The sequence below is a fragment of the Sunxiuqinia elliptica genome, assembly GCF_900113005.1.
GTDB lineage: Bacteria > Bacteroidota > Bacteroidia > Bacteroidales > Prolixibacteraceae > Sunxiuqinia > Sunxiuqinia elliptica.
This window is the reverse complement of the sequence record NZ_FONW01000003.1, coordinates 300,609-319,098: the sequence shown is the minus strand read 5'-3', so window position 1 is coordinate 319,098 and position 18,490 is coordinate 300,609. Positions and strand designations below refer to the sequence as shown.

The window sequence follows — 18,490 nt, the reverse complement described above, 5'->3', positions numbered from 1 at the left end:
TCATTGCCACCTCACATTAAAGGCTTTTGGCGATAGTTTTAAGAAATATTATATTGTACTTTCGTATGTCCTACTTTATATCTCCTTCAAGCCAGAGTAGTTTTTCATCTTTTCAATCATTTCAGCAATGCAGTTTCGGCATAGGCAACCATCGAAACTAGCAGCAATAAAATCCTGCACTTCTTCAGGAATCGTTAGTTCTAAACACCAACAATTAACACTTCCGGTGCATTCCATTAAGCAGCCACAATTGGCACATTCGTGTTCTTCGTATTTATTGTTCATTTTGTAATTTGCTTGTCATTAAATCAACTATTCGAATCAATCGCGAATGGCGACGTCTAATTGCTGGTTGGCTATAGCTAACCAGCCAGCTATTTCCTCATTTGAATAGGCCGAAAAGCGCATCGTTGTCTGCTTCTCAGCTGGTCGGTAATGTTGAATGAAATAGCGCTTAGCACCAGTCATTTCAGCTAAAATTCTATGCAAATTTTCCATCGAGATCAATTCTCTACAAACAGTTGTTCTAAATTCATGTTCAACGCCTGAACGAATAAGTAGCTGTATTGATCGGCGAATTTCATTTAAGCATGGAGTACTAACAGGAATTCCTGAGTTTTTGGAATAGTCTGCTGGACATAGCTCTGACTTGATGTCCATTGCGATATAATCAACTAAGCCTTCAGCTAATAATTGCTCCAAACGGTTCGATTGACTGCCATTGGTGTCCAATTTAACAGCTAAGCCCAGGCTTTTAATCTCACGAATGAAATCCGTCAGATCGCTTTGCATGGTTGGCTCTCCACCGCTAATGACAATGCCATCGAGCAGCATCTGGGTTTTGCGCAGGTGGGCCAACACTTCGTTTTCATCAATCCTGCCTTTTCCCTTTGGAATAAGTTCTGGATTATGACAGTAGGGGCAACGAAAATTACATCCTTGGGTAAAGATTACCGAAGCGATCTTCCCAGGATAATCCATCAGGCTTTGTTTAATCCATCCACTAATGTTCATGTGATGACTGGTTTTTAGGTGTTTCCTTTTGTTTTTGCTCTTGTTCCATACGAATTAGGTATTGTTGGTAGATGTCCCACGAAAGGAGTGGAGGGTAGCGTTTCTTGGACTTTTTACGGTCAGGATTGATGCGCATAATGAAAATTGTTTAAGCTTGATTGATCAGTTCAACTAAAAAGAACCGGCTACCTCCCCGAATTGGAGAAGCATAGATTCTTGGTGAAACTATCCGACAGAAAATGCCGGATAGTTTGCTGCTCAATTATGAAACAGGAACTTCTTCGGGAAGCTGAATTAGTTCCAGGGGCTTTTCTCGTCCATGAGATTGGTGATCGAATAATTTGCGTTCATCAAATTCCTGTCGCTTACCGTCGTTCCATTGATCGACCGGTCGCAAATAGCCCACAATGCGGGAAAATACCGTACAAGCTTGTTCAACACCATCTGCTTGGCATTTGGGGCACTGATGGTGTTCGCCATACAAATAACCGTGGCTGGGGCAAATGCTGAAGGTTGGGGACAGTGTGATGTAAGGCAACTTAAAGTTATTCATTACTATAACTAGCAGTCGTTTAATGGCATCACTGCTTAACTGGCGTTCGCCAACAAACGTATGGAAAACTGTACCTCCGGTGTAGCGAACCTGAAAGTCATCCTGCAGGCGCAAAGCTTCAAACAAATCGTCGGTGTAGGCAACCGGCAGCTGGGTAGAGTTGGTGTAATATGGTTCAGCTCCTTGGGCTACATGCTGCTCATTGGCAACAATGATGTCTGCATACTGCATTTTATCGATGCGTGCCAATCGATACGAAGTTCCTTCAGCTGGCGTGGCTTCCAGGTTGTAGATATGCCCGGTTTCAGCTTGGAAATCCTGCAAGCGTTCGCGCATGAAATCCATGATCTTCACGGCAAAGGCATGCCCTTTCTCTGAAATCATTTCCTTGCCCAGAAAATTCAGGCAACATTCGTTCATGCCAACCAAGCCAATGGTTGAGAAGTGGTTGTCCCAATAGCTGCCATTTTTCTGGTACAAGTGACGCAGGTAGAATTTCGAATACGGGTAAAGCCCTTGATGAGTCAGTTGTTCGATAACCTTCCGTTTGATTTCCAGGCTGCTTTTCCCCAATTCCATCAGGTGCGATAGCCGTTGAAAGAAATCTTCTTCGGAAGCCGATTCGTATCCTAAACGAGGCAAGTTGATGGTAACCACACCAACTGATCCAGTTAGCGGATTGGCGCCAAATAAGCCACCACCACGGCTTTTCAATTCGCGCTTATCTAAGCGCAAACGACAGCACATGGAGCGAACATCGTCCGGGCTCATGTCTGAATTCACGAAGTTTGAAAAATAGGGAATCCCATATTTTGCAGTCATTTCCCAAATCTTTTCATAGGCCGGATTGTCCCAATCAAATTCTTTGGTGATGTTGTAAGTTGGGATTGGAAAAGAGAATACACTGCCATTCGCATCGCCTTCAAGCATCACCTCGGCAAAAGCCTGATTGAAAACCTTCATTTCTTCCTGGTAATCGCCATAAACCGATGTTTGCAACTCACCACCAATAATAACCGGTTGCTGTAGCATGTGTCCCGGAATTTCCAAGTCGAGCGTTACGTTGGTGAATGGTGTTTGAAAGCCTACACGTGTAGGTACATTCACATTAAACATGAATTCTTGCAGGCACTGCTTTACGCCGGCATAGTCCAGTTTGTCGTGGCGAATAAACGGTGCCAAATAAGTGTCGAAGCTGGATAATGCCTGGGCTCCGGCAGCTTCTCCCTGCATGGTGTAAAAGAAGTTGACAAGCTGTCCCAAAGCGGTTCGCAGATGTTTGGGGGGCTTGCTTTGTGTTTTTCCTTCAACACCGCGGAATCCACTTAATAACAAGTCTTCCAGGTCCCAGCCTACACAGTAAACACTCAGAAAGCCCAAGTCGTGGATGTGGAAACGCCCGCTTTTATGGGCTTGTGCAATTTCCTCGGGGTAAATCTGGCTCAACCAATACTGCGAGCTGATGATGGTGGAAATATGCTGATTCAACCCTTGCAGCGAATAGGTTGAGTTGGCACTTTCTTTCACCCGCCAATCCTGAAGATTGATGTAATCTTCGATGAGGTCAATATTGGAAAAAATGTTTTTGGCCTCCCGAATATTTTGATGCTGATAACGGTAAATGATGTAGGCTTTAGCTGCATCAAACTCCTGATTATCCAGGAGCACTCGTTCAACAACATCCTGAATGTTTTCAACGGTTGGCGTCTCTTCTTGCAATTGCTCTAATTGCTGAATGACTTGAGAGCAATAGGTATTGGCATTTTCCCGGCTGGGCTTGCCGGTAGCTCGTAAAGCCTTAAAAATTGCAAATGCAATCTTTTCGGTATCAAAAGCTGCCGAACGGCCGTCACGTTTAACAACCGTTTGAATTTTGGTTTTTGTATTCATTTATAAAAAAGTTAGTTGATGTTTTGTTTTTTTATTCGCAGCTGGGGCAGAGCTTGGCCAGCAACGGATCAGTTGGGCAAGTCTCCTGGTTGCCTTTCTTTACCTCATCGACAAGTTCATCGCCAAACTTGGCTCGAGCCTCCAGTTCTATCGTCTTTAGCCCGTCGGGTGAATCATTTTTCAATCTTGAATCAGGCGTGGCAAGCTTTTGACGTCCGAAGCCTTTTCGGCTGCCTCGCTTGTTAACTTCTGAAGTATATTTTTCGCCTTTAATGACCTTGTCGATAAAACAATAATAGGTTGATTTTAATTGCTTTTTCCAGGCATACAGGTAGATATCTTCCATTTCAGCGCGTAGTTGCTCATCTATGTAAATTGATTTTGAAACAGCTTGATCCACGGTTTCCTGAAATGCCGCAGCCAGGTCAATCTGCCGTTTGGGGTGCACTTCGTAGGTGGTTTTATACAGGTTCACATCAATCTTGCCACGCAAAGCCTCAATGGTTTGCACCGAGCCGTTGTTGCTCTTAATTGCATCGGCAATTTCATCATTCCATAGTCCTTTGATCTCCAAATCCTCAATGAGTCGTTTGTTGATGACGATGTATTTTCCGGAAAGGGTATCGCGTGAGTACAGGTTGCTGAAATACGAGTCAATGGAGGAAGTGGTTCCGGCAATGATGGATATGGTTGCGGTGGGTGCAATTGCAAGCAATACCGCATTGCGTCGGGCAGGGTAGGCGTAAGCTTTCCCTGCTTTGCGAACCGCTTCGTAGTGTGGAAAGGCTCCTTTCTCCTTGGCTAATTGCTCTGACGTTCCGTAAGCTTTCTCCCGGAAAAATTGCCCCAGCTTTTGAGCCACTTCTACGGCTTGGCTGGAATCATAGGCAATTTTCAGTTGAACCAAGGCTTCAGCAAAACCCATCATGCCAATACCGAGTGGCCGTAGGTCCATTGTGTTCCGTTTACTGGCTTCGGATGGATAGTAATTTTTATCCAGCACATTGTCCAAGGCGCGGACAATAATTTGAATGGTGCTTTCCAGTTGCGTCCAGTTAAAGTCCGTTTTATCCGCATTGATGTGACGCGCCAAGTTAACGGAGGCCAGGGTGCAGACTGCCGTCGATTCTGGATTGTTTGGAATCGCAATCTCGGTACAAAGATTTGAGCTGTTGATGATTCCATATTGAGGGCAAGGGTTGTGCCGGTTGTGCGCATCCTTAAAGGTCAACCAAGGATGCCCGGTCTTCGCAAGCTTAAAGAGGTATTTCTTGTAGAAATCGCGGCCTGAAAGTTTCTTGAAAAGTTTGAGTTCACCCGCTTCAGCCTGCTGAATGCGTTTGTGGTATTTGTTCGAGAAATCATCACCAACAGCCTCTACCAACTCAGGGCATTCTCCCGGATCAAATAAATAGACTGGCTCATCTTTCTCAATGCGCTTCATCATTTCATCCGGCATCCAGAGCTTTGTATTTAAAGATGGTGTTCGGAAGTAAGCATTCCCGGTTGTTTCCCGTAATTCCAGGAAGGTTTCAATATCGTAATGCCAAGGTTGGATGGAAATGACCTGCGAACTCCGGCGTCGTCCACCTTGCTGGATGGAGTTCACCATGGTATCGAAAACCTTGATGAATGGGATAACGCCTGATGATTTGGCATTTAGTGAGTGGATGTGCGATCCCGTAGCTCGAACCCGGCTGATGTCGGTCCCTACGCCGCCTGCATATTTGGCTAAAAAAGCGGTCTCGGTTAGCTTGTCGGTAATGGATTGCAGAGAATCGTCTACGACATTGACATAGCAAGACGAGTACTGAGAGACATTGGTTCCAGAGTTGAATAAGGTTGGGGTTGAATGTAGGTATTCCAAGCGCGACATCTTGTTGTAAATGGCGATTACTTCGTCTTCGGTCGTTCCAATTCCCAAGGCTACCCGCATGAAAAACCACTGTGGCTTTTCAATCACTTCCTGTTCTCTGTCTTTCGATAGGTAACGATCTCGAAGCGTGGTCAATCCAAAATAGTCGAGCAGGCGATCATTGTCATAGTCAATCGCTTTTTCGATGGTTTTCAGATCGAACTGAACCAAGTCTTCTTTTAGATAGCCGGTTTCAATATTGAATTTCAGGTATTGCGAGAAGGAACTAAATTGGCGACCAACCCGCTTATTGATCAGTTTTAGCAACTGTAAGGTGGCGAGGGTATCGTATACCGGATGCTTAGGAATGAGGTGCTCAATGGCCTTCAAAACCAAGACATCCAATTCTTCTGTTGTTACTCGCTCCGGGACTTTTAGGTCCAGTTCCTTGATGATCCGGAAAACCAGCTCATAATCATCTTCAACCGCCATGCCTTTAATGATTTCAAAAATGGCGTTGATAATTTCCTGGGTGCGAAAGCGCTCTTCGCTACCGTCTCTTTTGATTACTGTTCGTTGCATGTTACTGGCTTTAGTAGTTGGTGTATTCGGTAGATGAAACTTCAAAAAAGTTGATCAGCTTTTTTACATCTTCTTTTTGCAAAAAGCGTAAGGGGTTTTCGTGGATGTTAAACTCCGGATCGAAACCAAGTTCCACCAAACGCCTGTCAGTAATGTATTTCAGGTATTTCTCCAGTTCGGGATAGGACATGCCTAGCAGGCTTCGCTGACCAAATTTTGAGCGAATGTAGTCGAGCTCAAGCTGCAAGCCTTTCAGTATGATACTGCGCATTTCTTCCACAAAAGCTTCATCCTCGACAATGTCAGGGCTTTCATCCAGAATGATGAGAATGGCCTCAATGCCGTTTTGCAAATGGAGTGATTCATCGATTAAAATCAATTCCACACCCGATGCCACATTCTTCATTTTGCCCATCTCTTTCATGGCGAAAAAGTGTGCAAAGCTGGAGTAGAAGAAGATTCCTTCCAATACAATGTTATTCAGAAGAATAGCCCGAAGTACCTGTTTTTGTCCTTCAAGTGTTTCCGGATCAATTTTTCCATAGCTGATTTTATCGATCTCTTCGACAATGAGCGATTGCTTTTTACGCAGAAACGGATCGCTGAAAGCTACATCGTACATTGCAGCATGATCCATTCCAAACGACTGCAGCACACTTTCGAAAAAGTCGCTGTGAATGTTCTCCATGAAAAGCTGGGTGCTAAAGCTCATCTTGGCATGCGGATCGGTTAATAAAGGGAAAAAAGCATTGACCAAAACATTCTGCACCAATAATTCCGAAGAAGAAAAGTACCCAACAGCTGTGTCAAACAGGTCTTTCTCTTCAACTGAAAGATGGTGGTAGTCGAGTGCATCTTGCTGAATATTGAGCTCTTCGGGGAACCAAATGGCCTTTTTTTGTTTCTCGTAAAGCTCACGAAAAACAGGATACGAGGGATTCTCGCTGAGTTTGATGTTGTCGCGCACCGATGTACGCCCAATTAATTTTGCATTCATTATTCGTTGTATTTTGATGTTGTAAATCAAGCCATCGGGAGGAATAATGGTGCAAAGACAGAAAGCGGCACAAATCAGAACAAAAAGGGTATACGGATGCCATTCGACCTCTGAACCAGACCTTTACTCCCGAAAGTCTAATTGTAAACAGATTATGGCAGGTCTTCTGGCTCATCCGGTTTCCGAAAGCCTTCCCATCCGCGAATTGGCGGACAGTGGCAAAAGAACATCAGAAACATCGTAAGGACTTACAGCTGCGGGGACAGCTCCTGATTTTCACAGGATTCCCTTTTTATTCCCAGTCAACGGTGGTTGGCGGGGAAACCAATAATCGATAACAAGTTTAAGCCATTTAGCTGAAATTTGTTCTATGGAGTTTTTAACAAACCAGCAAGAGAATCCTATTAAAAGCCTTTTATTCCAGACCTGTTTATCTTGTTAATAACTCCCAAAAATGAAAATCATGGAGGGGATTTCAGTTCCGCTCGTCAGTGCCAGCTTAAGTGGAGGTGCGAGTATGAAAAGTGCTGGTTTAAAAGAAAAAAGGATGCCAGCTAAAACGGCTGGCATCCTCTGGGATTATTGAAGTTTATATCGTAGTCCAAAATAAGTCTTTCGTCCAAAGATTGGTCCCCAGACGAGTGAACTATCAAAATAAGGGCTGAAGGGTTGATCGCTTGCCAAAATAGGGTTGGGCTGTTTATAGTTGGCTAAGTTTTCCATGCCAACGTATAGTTCAAAACGTTCATTCCAGGTCTTGCTAATCTGAGCATTCATCAGGAAAAAATCCGGCGAATAGTCCTCTAACTGGTACTGTTCAGGATTCGAGCTTGTTGATGGAATTCGCTTTTTACCCTGCCAATTCAAGGTGTAGTCGAACTTCCAATGGCTATGCGATTCGTAGCCTAAGTTAAGGAAAGCCCGGTGTGCTGCTTGCAAAGGTTTTTGAAGCAGTTGATCGCCATAAGTTGTTTTGACATCGTACCAACGGTAAGCCAGACGAGCATCGAGGCGTGTTAGTACTTCATAGTCAAATTGAGCTTGAAAACTGTTTGAATAAGAGTCGCCATTCAGCTCGTAAAACAAGGCTTGCTGAGGGCTTTGTTCTAAATCAAGAATAACCTGTTTGCTGAAATCCGTTCGGTAAAAGTCAAAGCTGACACTTCCTTCACGATAATCCAGCAGAAATTTTTGGGTAAGGTTAAGCCCCAGGTTCCAAGCGACTTCCGGCCCAAAGCCGTAGGGATTACCATTGTCCTGTCCCTGAATAATGAGCTGACGAGAGCTTGCCAGTACGCCACTGTTCTCCGAAATAATGCTTGCGGTGCGTTGCCCGCGACCTGCGGCCAAACGAATGACTGTTTGCTCAAATGGAGCATAACGAAGGTGCAAGCGTGGGGTTATAAAGGCTCCGAACAAATTGTGATAATCGGCTCTTAGCCCAGCAACCAAAGACAATTTTTCGGATGGGAGATAGGTGTATTCAAAATAGGCTCCAGGAACGGCTTCTTCGCGGTTGAAGGTGGTATCATTTAGCTGCTCATTATAATGATCGTATTGAAACGAGATTCCAGTTTTAAACTCATGCCGGGTATTACTTAAAATACTTTGATAGACGAAGTTGGCATAGCCTGATTCCTGTTTGGCATTGTAACTGTTTAGGCCAAAGTAGCTGTCTTGCTTATGCGTATTTCCCGCTAATTGTAAGCCAACTGATCGCCATGGAAAATCTTCAAAAACCTTTCCCAGTTTTGTCCAGCCTTCCAGCCTGCGAATTTGCAGGTCCATTCCCCAAGCGTTGGTGGTCAAGGCATCTTCCGGACGAAAGTTGATTTGCCCTCCTTGGTTGTTCATGGTTGTTCCTTTCACTCCGGCTTGAAACCGCAATCCATCATCCCCAAAATACTTCCATCGGTTCAGAAGGGTATAGGTGTCGCCGATGGGCATATCCATAAAACCATCGTGGTTATGATCCAGTTTGCTGGAGTTGTCTTTGCCATGCAGCAATAAGGCCGTTGACCACTTCCCGTTTTTGAAGCGGTGAGCCAGGTTCAGGTTGGCTTCAAGGCGACTTTCGGTATTGGCAAACAGGTTTAAATACAAGCGTTCAGCCTCTTCTGGTTTACGTAGCTCCACGTTGATTTGTCCTGCGATACTCTCGTAGCCATTGGCAACCGATCCGGTACCTTTGTTTAGCTGGATACTTTCAATCCAAGTACCAGGAATAAACAGCAAGCCATAGAGAGAGGATAACCCCCTTATGTCCGGGATATTCTCACGGGTCATTTGGACGTAAGGGCCCGCGAGTCCTAACATCTGAATTTGGCGTGTTCCGGTTACGGCATCGGTAAACGAAACATCAATGCTGGGATTGGTCTCAAAGCTCTCGCTGAGGTTACAACAAGCAGCTTTTAGCAGCTCTTTTTCTCCAACTTGCTCAACTTTGATTGAGTTAAGCATGGAAACAGTTGTAGTCTTTTGTCGTTTCACGACCTCAATATCGGCCAGTTCAACGGAGGCACTAAGCACAACTTTGGGCAATGCTCCCGAATTTACCTCTAGTGTATCATTTCTGTAGCCAACATAGCTAAATACCAACTGATTCGTTTGCTGGTTTCGTTCCAGCTGGAAGCGCCCCTGCTCGTCAGAACTGGTTCCTATTGTTGTGCCAGCCCAATAGACATTCACACCTACGAGAGGTTCACTTTTTCCGTCTTCACCATTCTCCACTACCTGTCCATTTACCCAATTGGGAGCAGCTTGTCCCCAGCTTAAGCAAGGTGTCACAAGTAGCAGAAGAATCATCCATTTTATCTGCATCATGTTTATGTCATTTAATGAATCTCTTGTCCTTCGCGATATTTACAGCAGTTATGCAACTTCTGATAAGCTTTATCGCTTGCTTTTACTTTTTCGGTGTCGTGTCCCACTTTGGCAATGGCTTTCTGAATAGTTAATTCATCGGTTTTGTCGGGACGATAAATGACCTTTATTTTTTGTTTTTCTTTATCCCAGTCAGCGAGTTTTACGCCTTTTATTAAAGCTGCATCTTCAATGCGTTTCTCACACATTTTACAGACGCCTGATACTTTAAACTCTGCAGTTGCTACCTTTTTCTCAGTCGTCGCGCTAGCGTGTAGCGAGAAAGATATAAGTAGGGCAACCATCAATAATGATGTTTTTATGGTCGATTTCATTTGTTTTGATTTTAAACCTGAAGCAAGAAGTAAACTTGTGGCTTCTTTTATATGCTTCTCGTCACTTAAGCAATCTGCATAAATGAAAAAAGGCAAAGCCAAGTTTATTAAATCTTTTGCCCAAGTTGTTTGTAAACTATTTATTTGAAGGAGTACAGCCTCCTGTAAAGGCTGAAGCGGTATCGTATTTTATCACGAGCTACCCGTAGAAAATTAGGGAACAAAAGAGCAGCCAGGAAGGCTCCTCCAAAGGTGGTCGAGTGTCTGTTGACCAAATAGAACCATTGAAGGGGAGTTCATCCAAGGTTTGGTTTGCCGTTTCAGAAGGCAATAAGTCGATTTCCCAAACTTGCGTATTTAGCCGATGGCTCGGGGTAAGCGTAGGCTCAATATCAAGTTTTAAAAGTTGCGTGTGGTCATCACAACAGCTCGTTATCGAGGCTTGATCCGAACAACAACAACTGGCTTCTTCTTCGTACAACTGCACCGAAGCTAATTCTCCCTGGCAATAATGCATATTGACTACTAAACCAATGGTTAGCGTCAAATAGAATATGGAGAATAGTATGGATAGCAGTTTTTTCATACAAAATCGTTCAGTTTCTATAACAAGAACTGGTGTTTTATGTTTGCCAAAAATACAAAAAATGTCTTGTATTACAAGCTCCTCAGAAACAGCGTAACAGCCGTTGGCATACAGTTGGAGAACCCGAGAGGCGTTTGCGTTGTTATAGTCTCTGGAAAATATAAAAGCACCCATTCTTGGTTTGCCGTGCGGTTTGATTTGCTTTTATAGCTTTGAGTGGAGTTGGATAGGGTGCATATAATTAGATTGAAAGAGACGATTAATGAGAAATATATATTATCAGTTATCAGATCCCAAAGAGTGGTATGAGCTTTTAGCTCAGAAACTTCCTTCGGTTATTCAGGAGAATCAGATTACCTTGGATCCGAAGATGGGCGATGGCCAATCAACTTACCTTAAGGTGCAAGAGGGCTTATGGGCACAGCAGATGGATTTTAAATTGAATGAAGATCTGGAGTTACACCGAATTCCTCATCAGAAAAACGAATTGTTTCTGGTTGATTTTTACCTGTCAAACTCACAAATACAGCATAAATCGAAAGAGCATAACTTCACCTTGGGCTTTGATAACATGAATGTGTTGCTGACTTCGGCAACGACAAAATCGCAAACGATCGTAAAAGCGCATGAATCAGTTCGGATTTTCAATTTACTGTTCACCCACACATGGTTGGATGAGAATGTATTGGTCGATGAATCGGGGATGTGCAATTTCTTTGAATGTAACAGCCCCATTTACATCTCCGAAAACCTGGATTACCGTTTTTCAGACCTGATTAAGTCGATCGACTTGCGGCATTCGGATCGTTTAACTTCAATTTCTGTCATTCTCCAAATTTTGGATTACCTGTTTGTGAAGTTGAAGCGAAGACGTTTAAACACCCCGCCAAAGGCAAACATTCATCACAAGGATTTGGAGCAACTGATGAAAGTGCGTGAGTCGATTGATGCCAACCCGATTACGGAAGTGTCGTTGGAGCGACTTTCGGAGCAAGCCGGCATGAGCCTGACAAAGTTCAAGCGGCTGTTTAAAGAGGTGTTTGGCACTTCGCCGTATCAATACCACCTGCAAAACAAAATGGCCAAGGCGATGGAAATTCTAACCAAAGGGACCTACACGGTTTCGGAGACCGGTTTCATCTTAGGCTATGCTAACTTGAGTCAGTTTTCTAAAGCGTTTAAGAATCATTTTGGCATTCTGCCAAGTCAGGTTGAACCCTAGCACAAGCTTAATCAACTTTAGCGGGTCATCATTGTTAAACTTCTTTTTAAACAAGGGATATTCGATGATCTTGTCCCTTTCAGCGAGGAGGAATACTTCAGGATATAGGCTGGTTTATTCACTTCATTTGAGCTTTTAGGAGTAGCAAGTGGTCTTTCAGGAGTAACAGGATGCCCAACCAATGCGGTATTTTTGTTGGGTCAATGAAAGTTCAATTAATTCGTTAAGCAATGAAAACAATTCGAAAACTATTAGGAACAGCTCCGACAAGCCGCGGAGTTAACCGTTACGCGCCATCCAGCTTAGTCATGAAGCTGTCGGTTAAGCGTACGACGGATTATAAACCGGTGAGGTATAAAAACCGGAATGAGGATCAAAATCGGAAGATACTGGTGATCGGAACAGAAGAGGGGCTTCTGTCCATGCAGAACGGGAAGCAGTTTGAAACCGGAAATCATCCGGTTGAATTATTTGTCCCTTTGTTGCACTGGGAGCAAGCTGGCTTTGGTTTCGACTTGGCGACGCCAACGGGAAAGCCGTTGCAGTTGGAACACTGGGCGATGCCCGAAGAAGATGAGGATGTGATGCGTATCTATCGGCAAAACAAGGCCCAATTGGCTCGTCCGCTTGATTTGCGTGATGTAGTTGAGTCTGGCTTGTTCGAAGATTCGCCCTACCTGGGCGTATTTATTCCCGGAGGACATGGAGCTATTTTGGGATTGCCACAAAACACAGATGTAAAACGTGTCATTGAGTGGGCTTTGGCAGAAGATAAATACTTAGTCTCCATTTGCCATGGTCCGGCGGCCTTGCTGGCAGCCAGCATGCAGGAACCGCAGGGAAACTTTCCCCTAAAGGGCTACCAATTGGCAGCGTTCCCTGATTCGATGGATAAGCTGTTGCCTGCTTTAGGTTACTTGCCGGGGAAAATGCCCTGGTTGTTTGGCGAAAAATTGAAGGAGCGAGGGATGAAGATTGTCAATAGTACGGCTAGCGGAAAAGTCTGTCAGGATCGGAAGCTGCTGACTGGCGATAGCCCGATGGCTGCGAATAAGCTGGGAAAACTGACAGCTGAAGTATTCCTTCAGGAAATTCATTCGAAGTAATTCATTTTAAAATAAAAAAAGCGTGCTGATAGCGTTTGAATCTCTTGCTGTAGCACGAAATAGTTAGAAACAATCGCAATAAATAAAACGATGAAGAATACAGATTTTTTAGACCAATTAAGTACTCGTTATGCAACCAAAGCCATGAACGGGGAGAAAGTAGCAGAAGATAAAATCGAACGCATTTTGGAAGCCGCTCGGTTGGCGCCAACTTCCAGCGGATTACAACCCTTTGAAATACTGGTGATCACCAATGAGGAAATGAAACAGAAGATTCGGGCCATTGCCTTTGATCAGCCTCAAATTACCTCGGGCTCACACCTGTTGGTTTTTGCCGCTTGGGACAGCTATACACCAGAGCGTATCAACCATATGTTTGACCTGACGAATGAGGTTCGTGGAATGCGCAATGAAGGCTGGGAAAACTATCGCCAATTTTTGCTGAATATGTACGGACAGCAGACCGAAGAGCAGCATTTTACGCACACGGCTCGTCAAACGTACATTGCCTTTATGGCTGCCATTACCCAGGCTAGCTACGAACAGGTTGACCACACGCCGATGGAAGGTTTTGATCCGGCAGCCTTGGATGAACTGCTGGGCTTGCGCGAAAAAGGCTTGCGAAGCACGCTTATGTTGCCGCTTGGCTATCGCGATGTAGAAAAAGATTGGCTGGTTAACCTGGTGAAGGTGAGAAAACCGCTAACGGAATTGGTAACAGTTATTGATTAAGGAGCTAAACATGAAGCTTTCAGTATTGGATTTATCTGTTGTTCCACGATCAGGCGATCGGCAACAGGCCTTAATGAATACGTTGGACACGGCAAAGAAGGTGGATGAATGGGGATACACCCGCTTTTGGATGGCTGAGCACCATGCCACCGGCGCAGCAGCCGGAAGAAGTCCGGAAGTGCTGATTCCGCTTGTTGCGTCACAAACCAGCCAGCTTAAGGTTGGCTCGGGAGCGGTGCTGTTGAATCATTACAGCCCCTTTAAAGTGGCTGAGGTGTTCAATACTTTGGAGGACTTGTTTCCCGGGCGCATTGACATGGGAATTGGCCGGGCAACCACTGGCCCGGTGAGCGATTTGGCCTTGCAGCGACGTCGGTCCGTGTATCGTCCGAGTGCGGACGACTCAGCGGAGCAACTTCAGGAGTTGGTGCAATGGATGAACAACAGTTTTGAAGCCGATAGTCCGTTTGCTCAAATTCAATCGTACAACAACGGGAGTAGCCCGAACTTTTGGCTGCTGGGCTCAAGTTCGTGGAGCGCTATGGCCGCTGCGAAACTGGGTTTGCGCTATGCCTTTTCGGGTTTCATCAACCCCATGCAGTCCTACGGTATTTCGCAGATCTATCATCAGCAGTTTACTCCGGCAAAACAGGCTTCAGGCTTGCAAAAACCAACGTTAATGTTGGCACTCAATGTGTTTGTAGCTGAAACGGCAGAAGAGGCCAACCGCTTGTCGGCTCCTTTTCAGTTGTTTGAGCGTCGCCTGCGCAGTTCGGGCGATATTCAGAGCTTGTTGAAGGATGAAGATACGGCCATTCGCCTGCTTGGCGGACTTCGCGAACCGGAAATGCTGACTGATCCACAACAACCGCCACGTGTTTTGATTGGAACGCCGGATCAGGTGCGCGATTGGTTGATGCAGATCGGTGAAGCGTATGAAACGGACGAGATTATGGTACACACCTTAAGCTCGAATCACGAAGCACGGCTGCGTTCTTACCAGTTGCTGGCGGATGCATTTGAGCTTAGAAAGACGGACTCGTGTTAAATCAGGTGTAGGTTTGTGTTAACGCTATACCTGAAATGATGAATCGTTAAACAGTTCACTAGAGCAGAACAATTTTTTGTTTTTTTACCGATCTTTATCGAAGCAATGTTGTATTTTGCTATGATTCATCGTTGAAAGAAGCCTTGTGGAAAGTTTAGATATTTTAATCATTGCCTATTACCTTATAGTACTGGGAGTATGTGTTGAGATTTTGATCAACACATACACCCCCAGTAAAACTTTAGCCTATATTTTCTTAGTGCTTTTTGTGCCTGTGGGAGGAATTTTATTTTACCTTTCCGTTGGGGTAAATTACCGTAAACGGTCGCTGTACAATAAAAAGCTCAAGTTTGATAAAGCCGCTTTCCCTGAGTTTGAAAGGCAAATTCATGAGTTTTCGAAGGAGGTATTGGCTCGCAAGCAAAATGAAATTGACTACTATTACCCGCTGGCAACACATATAGCAGCGGAAAACCTGTCGAGTTTGAAGAATGAGTTGGTCCCACTCATCAATGGGGAAAACAAGTTTCCCGAGCTGATTCGTAGTCTAAAGTCGGCTAAGCATCACATTCACATTGAGTATTATATTTACGAAGATGATTCGATTGGAACTGAGATTGCTGATATTTTAATGGATAAAGCCCGGGAAGGAGTCGAGGTTCGGTTTATTTATGATGACTTTGGAAGCTCAAGCATTCGGAAATTATTTATAAAACGCTTGCAAGCTGCGGGTGTGCAAGCCTTTCCTTTTTATAAGATACGCTCCATTTGGTTTGCCAATCGGATGAATTATCGCAATCACCGGAAGATTGTCATTGTAGATGGAGTTTGTGGCTATGTTGGCGGAATCAATGTATCTGATCGGTACATTAACTCCGGCAATAATCAGCTATACTGGAGGGATACTCACCTGAAGATAACGGGTCAGGCTGTGATGCATCTTCAGTATGTTTTCCTGACGGATTGGAATTTCTGTTCCAAGCAAAAAATCGAATTTTCCCCGGCCTATTTCCCCGTTATTATACCATCAGAATTGAAGGGCGATAAACTCGTCCAAATGGTGGCAGCCGGTCCCGATTCCGATCATTCAAGTATCTTATACACGATGGTTCAAGCCATCGCTTTGTCGCGGAAAGAGGTGTTATTGACAACTCCCTATTTTATTCCGGACAAGTCCTTGCTTGACATGCTAAAAATTGCAGCCTTTAGCGGTGTGAGGATTCGCCTATTGGTACCTGGCGTATCCGATTCAATCTTCGTTAATGCTGCTTCCAGCTCATATTACGAGGAATTGCTGGAAGCCGGTGTCGAAATTTACCGATACAATAAAGGTTTTGTTCATGCCAAAACCATTGTATGCGATAAGTACCTGTCTTTTGTGGGAACAACCAACCTGGACCACCGCAGTTTCGACCTGAACTTCGAGATCAATGCTCTTGCTTACGATCATGAAATTGCGGCAAGCCTGGCGAGTAGCTTTGAGGAGGACCTGGATAATTCGGAACAGGTGACACTTGCCAACTGGCAACGCCGTCCTGTCTACATCAAGTTGTTTGAGCGATTGATGCGTTTGTTTTCGTCATTGATGTAGTTTGAGAATGCCCGCTTTTACGCCTTCTTCCCCAAAATACGGACAACATCCTGTTCATCCAAGACTTCTTTATCGAGCAGAATACCGGCCAGTTTATTGAGCTGTTCGCGATGCGCTTCCAAAAACTGCTTGGTTTCTGTATAACACTGGGCTACCAGTTCTTTGGCCTCCTGATCCAGGCTTTTTCTCAGTTCTTCCGACATGGGATAGACATTGTCAGTAACTCCCAGGTAGCTATTCTGTCCCGGCATTTTCAATGAAAGGTTAGGGGCATTCTTGCTCATTCCGTATTCAACAAACATGGCTTTAACAATGGATGACACCTTTTCAAGGTCGTTGGATGCACCTGTAGAGACCTCTCCAAACACGAGGTCTTCAGCAGCACGACCTCCCAGTAACCCTTTTATTTTGCCAATCAGCTCGTTTTGTCCCATTAGGAAACGCTGCTCCGACGGTGCTTGCAACACATAGCCTAAAGCTCCCGAACCCCGGGGGACGATGGATATCTTTCGTACCGGATCGGCCCCTTTGGTGTAGTAGCCAACAATTGCGTGCCCCGACTCATGGTAAGCTACCACCTTCTTTTCGTTAACATTGATGATGGTTGATTTCTTTTCCAGGCCTGCAATAACTCGCTCAAAAGCATCCAGAAAGTCTTTGTGGTGTACTTCCTGTTTGTTTCCCCGAGCGGCGAATAAGGCCGCTTCGTTACACAGGTTGGCCAGGTCGGCCCCTACAAAACCGGCTGTTTGAGCTGCAATTTCTCTTAACTCAACGTCTTTCGCCAGTTTGATCTTTTTCACATGGACGTTCAAAATCATTTGTCGGCCTTCCAAGTCGGGACGATCCACGGTTACCTGCCGGTCGAAACGGCCAGGACGTAGCAACGCTTTGTCCAGTGTTTCGGGGCGGTTGGTGGCTGCCAGCACAATGACGGCTGAGTCATCTTCAAAACCATTCATTTCAACCAACAGCTGGTTGAGTGTATTTTCCCGCTCATCATTTCCCCCCATACCATTTGATGAGCGTGCTTTACCAATGGCATCAATCTCATCAATGAAAATAATGCATGGAGCTTTGGCCTTGGCCTCGGTAAATAGGTCGCGAACCCTTGCGGCACCTACACCTACAAACATCTCAACAAAGTCGGAGCCCGACATGGCATAAAACAAAACGCCAGCTTCGCCTGCAACAGCCTTAGCCAGTAGGGTTTTACCGGTTCCTGGAGGTCCCACCAACAAAATGCCCTTGGGAATCTTAGCCCCCAGATTGGTATATTTTTCGGGATTTTTCAGAAAGTCAACAACCTCGGCCAGCTCTTGCTTGGCTTCATCGCATCCGGCCACATCTTTAAAGTGGGTGAGGTGTTGGGTATCTGCCGGATAGATTTTGGCTTTCTTTTCACCAACATTCAAAAATTGGCCTCCCATCTTCGATGAGTTGCTCATGCGTCGCATCACAAATCCCCAAATGATGGAAATGATGATAAAGGGCAATATCCAATTAGCAAAGAAGTTAGCCAACCAATTGTTTTCAATGATTCCCTTAAAATTCACCTTGCCCAGCTCAAGTGTTGCCACCAAGTTGGGATCTTCAATTTTTATAACATAAAACTGTCGACTAAGCTCTTCTTTTCGCTTTTTATAGTCGAAACGCCAGGGAGCCGGCTTACCCTCTGTTTGAATCGCCTCTTCGTCTTTGATCGTACTTGTTGTTTGTCCTTCCGGTAGGTAGTTGCCATAGATTTTATCCTGGGTGATAAAGGCATTTTCAATTTTACCGCTCTTAACGTCGGCAATAAACGTACTGTAAGGAATCTCTTTGGTTGTTGAGCCAGAAAAGAAGATGGCCTCCACTAAAATCATGACCAGGAAAATACTCAGAAAGTAGGATAGTGAGAATTTCGTTTTTTTGTTCATACCGATTGATTAAGGGTTTTTATTAGCACCAATAGCAGCTAATCTCATAGGCAGGTTACCGTTGCAATTAACTATCGCTTGTTGGCCGTTTATGCAATCTCAACTTTTTGTTCGTTGAATGTAAGCTTAGTGCTTCTCGCGGTTGGCTTTTATTCGACAGGTCGGAAATACCTTCTTCCGATGATCCCGTTTGCATAT

Annotated in this window: 16 protein-coding genes and 1 riboswitch; of the genes, 6 read left to right on the top strand and 10 right to left on the bottom strand. The window is 44.7% G+C overall.

The features are described from left to right. Positions 1 to 75: 75 nt before the first annotated feature. The 6 genes from BM156_RS09635 to BM156_RS09615 all read right to left on the bottom strand — a co-directional run bounded on the left by BM156_RS09635 (position 76) and on the right by BM156_RS09615 (position 6,891). Positions 76 to 285, bottom strand: coding sequence for a cysteine-rich CWC family protein (locus tag BM156_RS09635; protein ID WP_093919647.1), 210 nt, complete (start codon positions 283 to 285; stop codon positions 76 to 78). A gap of 36 nt (positions 286 to 321) precedes the next feature. Then, complete coding sequence (locus BM156_RS09630) at positions 322 to 1,014, bottom strand: anaerobic ribonucleoside-triphosphate reductase activating protein (RefSeq protein ID WP_093919646.1); 693 nt, start codon at positions 1,012 to 1,014, stop codon at positions 322 to 324. Then, entirely contained in the window at positions 1,004 to 1,150 is a 147-nt protein-coding gene (locus tag BM156_RS20690) for a hypothetical protein (protein WP_170846918.1), read from the bottom strand. The genes BM156_RS09630 and BM156_RS20690 overlap by 11 nt, the downstream gene beginning before the upstream one ends. A 126-nt stretch (positions 1,151 to 1,276) precedes the next feature. Further along, positions 1,277 to 3,457 (bottom strand): ribonucleoside triphosphate reductase, encoded by a 2,181-nt coding sequence (locus BM156_RS09625; protein ID WP_093919645.1) that lies wholly within the window; start codon positions 3,455 to 3,457, stop codon positions 1,277 to 1,279. Between the two features lie 31 nt (positions 3,458 to 3,488). Beyond that, positions 3,489 to 5,894 (bottom strand): ribonucleoside-diphosphate reductase subunit alpha, encoded by a 2,406-nt coding sequence (locus BM156_RS09620; protein WP_093919644.1) that lies wholly within the window; start codon positions 5,892 to 5,894, stop codon positions 3,489 to 3,491. 10 nt (positions 5,895 to 5,904) lie between these two features. Continuing rightward, positions 5,905 to 6,891 carry a ribonucleotide-diphosphate reductase subunit beta gene (locus BM156_RS09615; RefSeq protein ID WP_093919643.1) on the bottom strand — a complete coding sequence of 329 codons (987 nt, stop codon included), beginning with the start codon at positions 6,889 to 6,891 and terminating at the stop codon, positions 5,905 to 5,907. 139 nt (positions 6,892 to 7,030) lie between these two features. Continuing rightward, positions 7,031 to 7,235, bottom strand: a riboswitch (cobalamin riboswitch). A gap of 119 nt (positions 7,236 to 7,354) precedes the next feature. On the opposite strand from BM156_RS09615, the gene BM156_RS20880 reads away from it, so the two are divergent. Then, positions 7,355 to 7,477 carry a hypothetical protein gene (locus BM156_RS20880; protein WP_262987307.1) on the top strand — a complete coding sequence of 41 codons (123 nt, stop codon included), beginning with the start codon at positions 7,355 to 7,357 and terminating at the stop codon, positions 7,475 to 7,477. Here the strand turns inward: BM156_RS20880 and BM156_RS09610 are convergent. The 3 genes from BM156_RS09610 to BM156_RS09600 all read right to left on the bottom strand — a co-directional run bounded on the left by BM156_RS09610 (position 7,471) and on the right by BM156_RS09600 (position 10,674). After that, positions 7,471 to 9,714, bottom strand: coding sequence for a TonB-dependent receptor (locus BM156_RS09610; RefSeq protein ID WP_093919642.1), 2,244 nt, complete (start codon positions 9,712 to 9,714; stop codon positions 7,471 to 7,473). The genes BM156_RS20880 and BM156_RS09610 overlap by 7 nt on opposite strands. 11 nt (positions 9,715 to 9,725) lie before the next feature. Beyond that, positions 9,726 to 10,088, bottom strand: coding sequence for a heavy-metal-associated domain-containing protein (locus tag BM156_RS09605; protein ID WP_093919641.1), 363 nt, complete (start codon positions 10,086 to 10,088; stop codon positions 9,726 to 9,728). A 199-nt stretch (positions 10,089 to 10,287) separates the two neighbouring features. After that, positions 10,288 to 10,674, bottom strand: a complete 387-nt coding sequence (locus tag BM156_RS09600; protein WP_139218252.1) for an HYC_CC_PP family protein — start codon at positions 10,672 to 10,674, stop codon at positions 10,288 to 10,290. A 262-nt stretch (positions 10,675 to 10,936) separates the two neighbouring features. Here BM156_RS09600 and BM156_RS09595 point away from each other — a divergent pair, with 262 nt between their 5' ends. The 5 genes from BM156_RS09595 (at position 10,937) to cls (ending at position 16,373) form a co-directional block, all read left to right on the top strand. Beyond that, positions 10,937 to 11,896 (top strand): helix-turn-helix domain-containing protein, encoded by a 960-nt coding sequence (locus BM156_RS09595; RefSeq protein ID WP_093919639.1) that lies wholly within the window; start codon positions 10,937 to 10,939, stop codon positions 11,894 to 11,896. A 230-nt stretch (positions 11,897 to 12,126) separates the two neighbouring features. After that, on the top strand, positions 12,127 to 13,002 hold the full coding sequence (gene hchA / locus BM156_RS09590; protein WP_093919638.1) for a glyoxalase III HchA: 876 nt from the start codon (positions 12,127 to 12,129) through the stop codon (positions 13,000 to 13,002). Positions 13,003 to 13,092: 90 nt separating this feature from the next. Beyond that, positions 13,093 to 13,734 carry an NAD(P)H-dependent oxidoreductase gene (locus tag BM156_RS09585; protein ID WP_093919637.1) on the top strand — a complete coding sequence of 214 codons (642 nt, stop codon included), beginning with the start codon at positions 13,093 to 13,095 and terminating at the stop codon, positions 13,732 to 13,734. 10 nt (positions 13,735 to 13,744) lie between these two features. Continuing rightward, positions 13,745 to 14,782, top strand: coding sequence for an MsnO8 family LLM class oxidoreductase (locus tag BM156_RS09580; protein ID WP_139218251.1), 1,038 nt, complete (start codon positions 13,745 to 13,747; stop codon positions 14,780 to 14,782). Positions 14,783 to 14,927: 145 nt separating this feature from the next. Beyond that, positions 14,928 to 16,373 (top strand): cardiolipin synthase, encoded by a 1,446-nt coding sequence (gene cls, locus BM156_RS09575; RefSeq protein ID WP_093919635.1) that lies wholly within the window; start codon positions 14,928 to 14,930, stop codon positions 16,371 to 16,373. Between the two features lie 17 nt (positions 16,374 to 16,390). Here cls and ftsH read toward each other — a convergent pair whose 3' ends face one another. Beyond that, positions 16,391 to 18,292 (bottom strand): ATP-dependent zinc metalloprotease FtsH, encoded by a 1,902-nt coding sequence (gene ftsH, locus BM156_RS09570; RefSeq protein WP_093919634.1) that lies wholly within the window; start codon positions 18,290 to 18,292, stop codon positions 16,391 to 16,393. Positions 18,293 to 18,490: the final 198 nt, after the last annotated feature.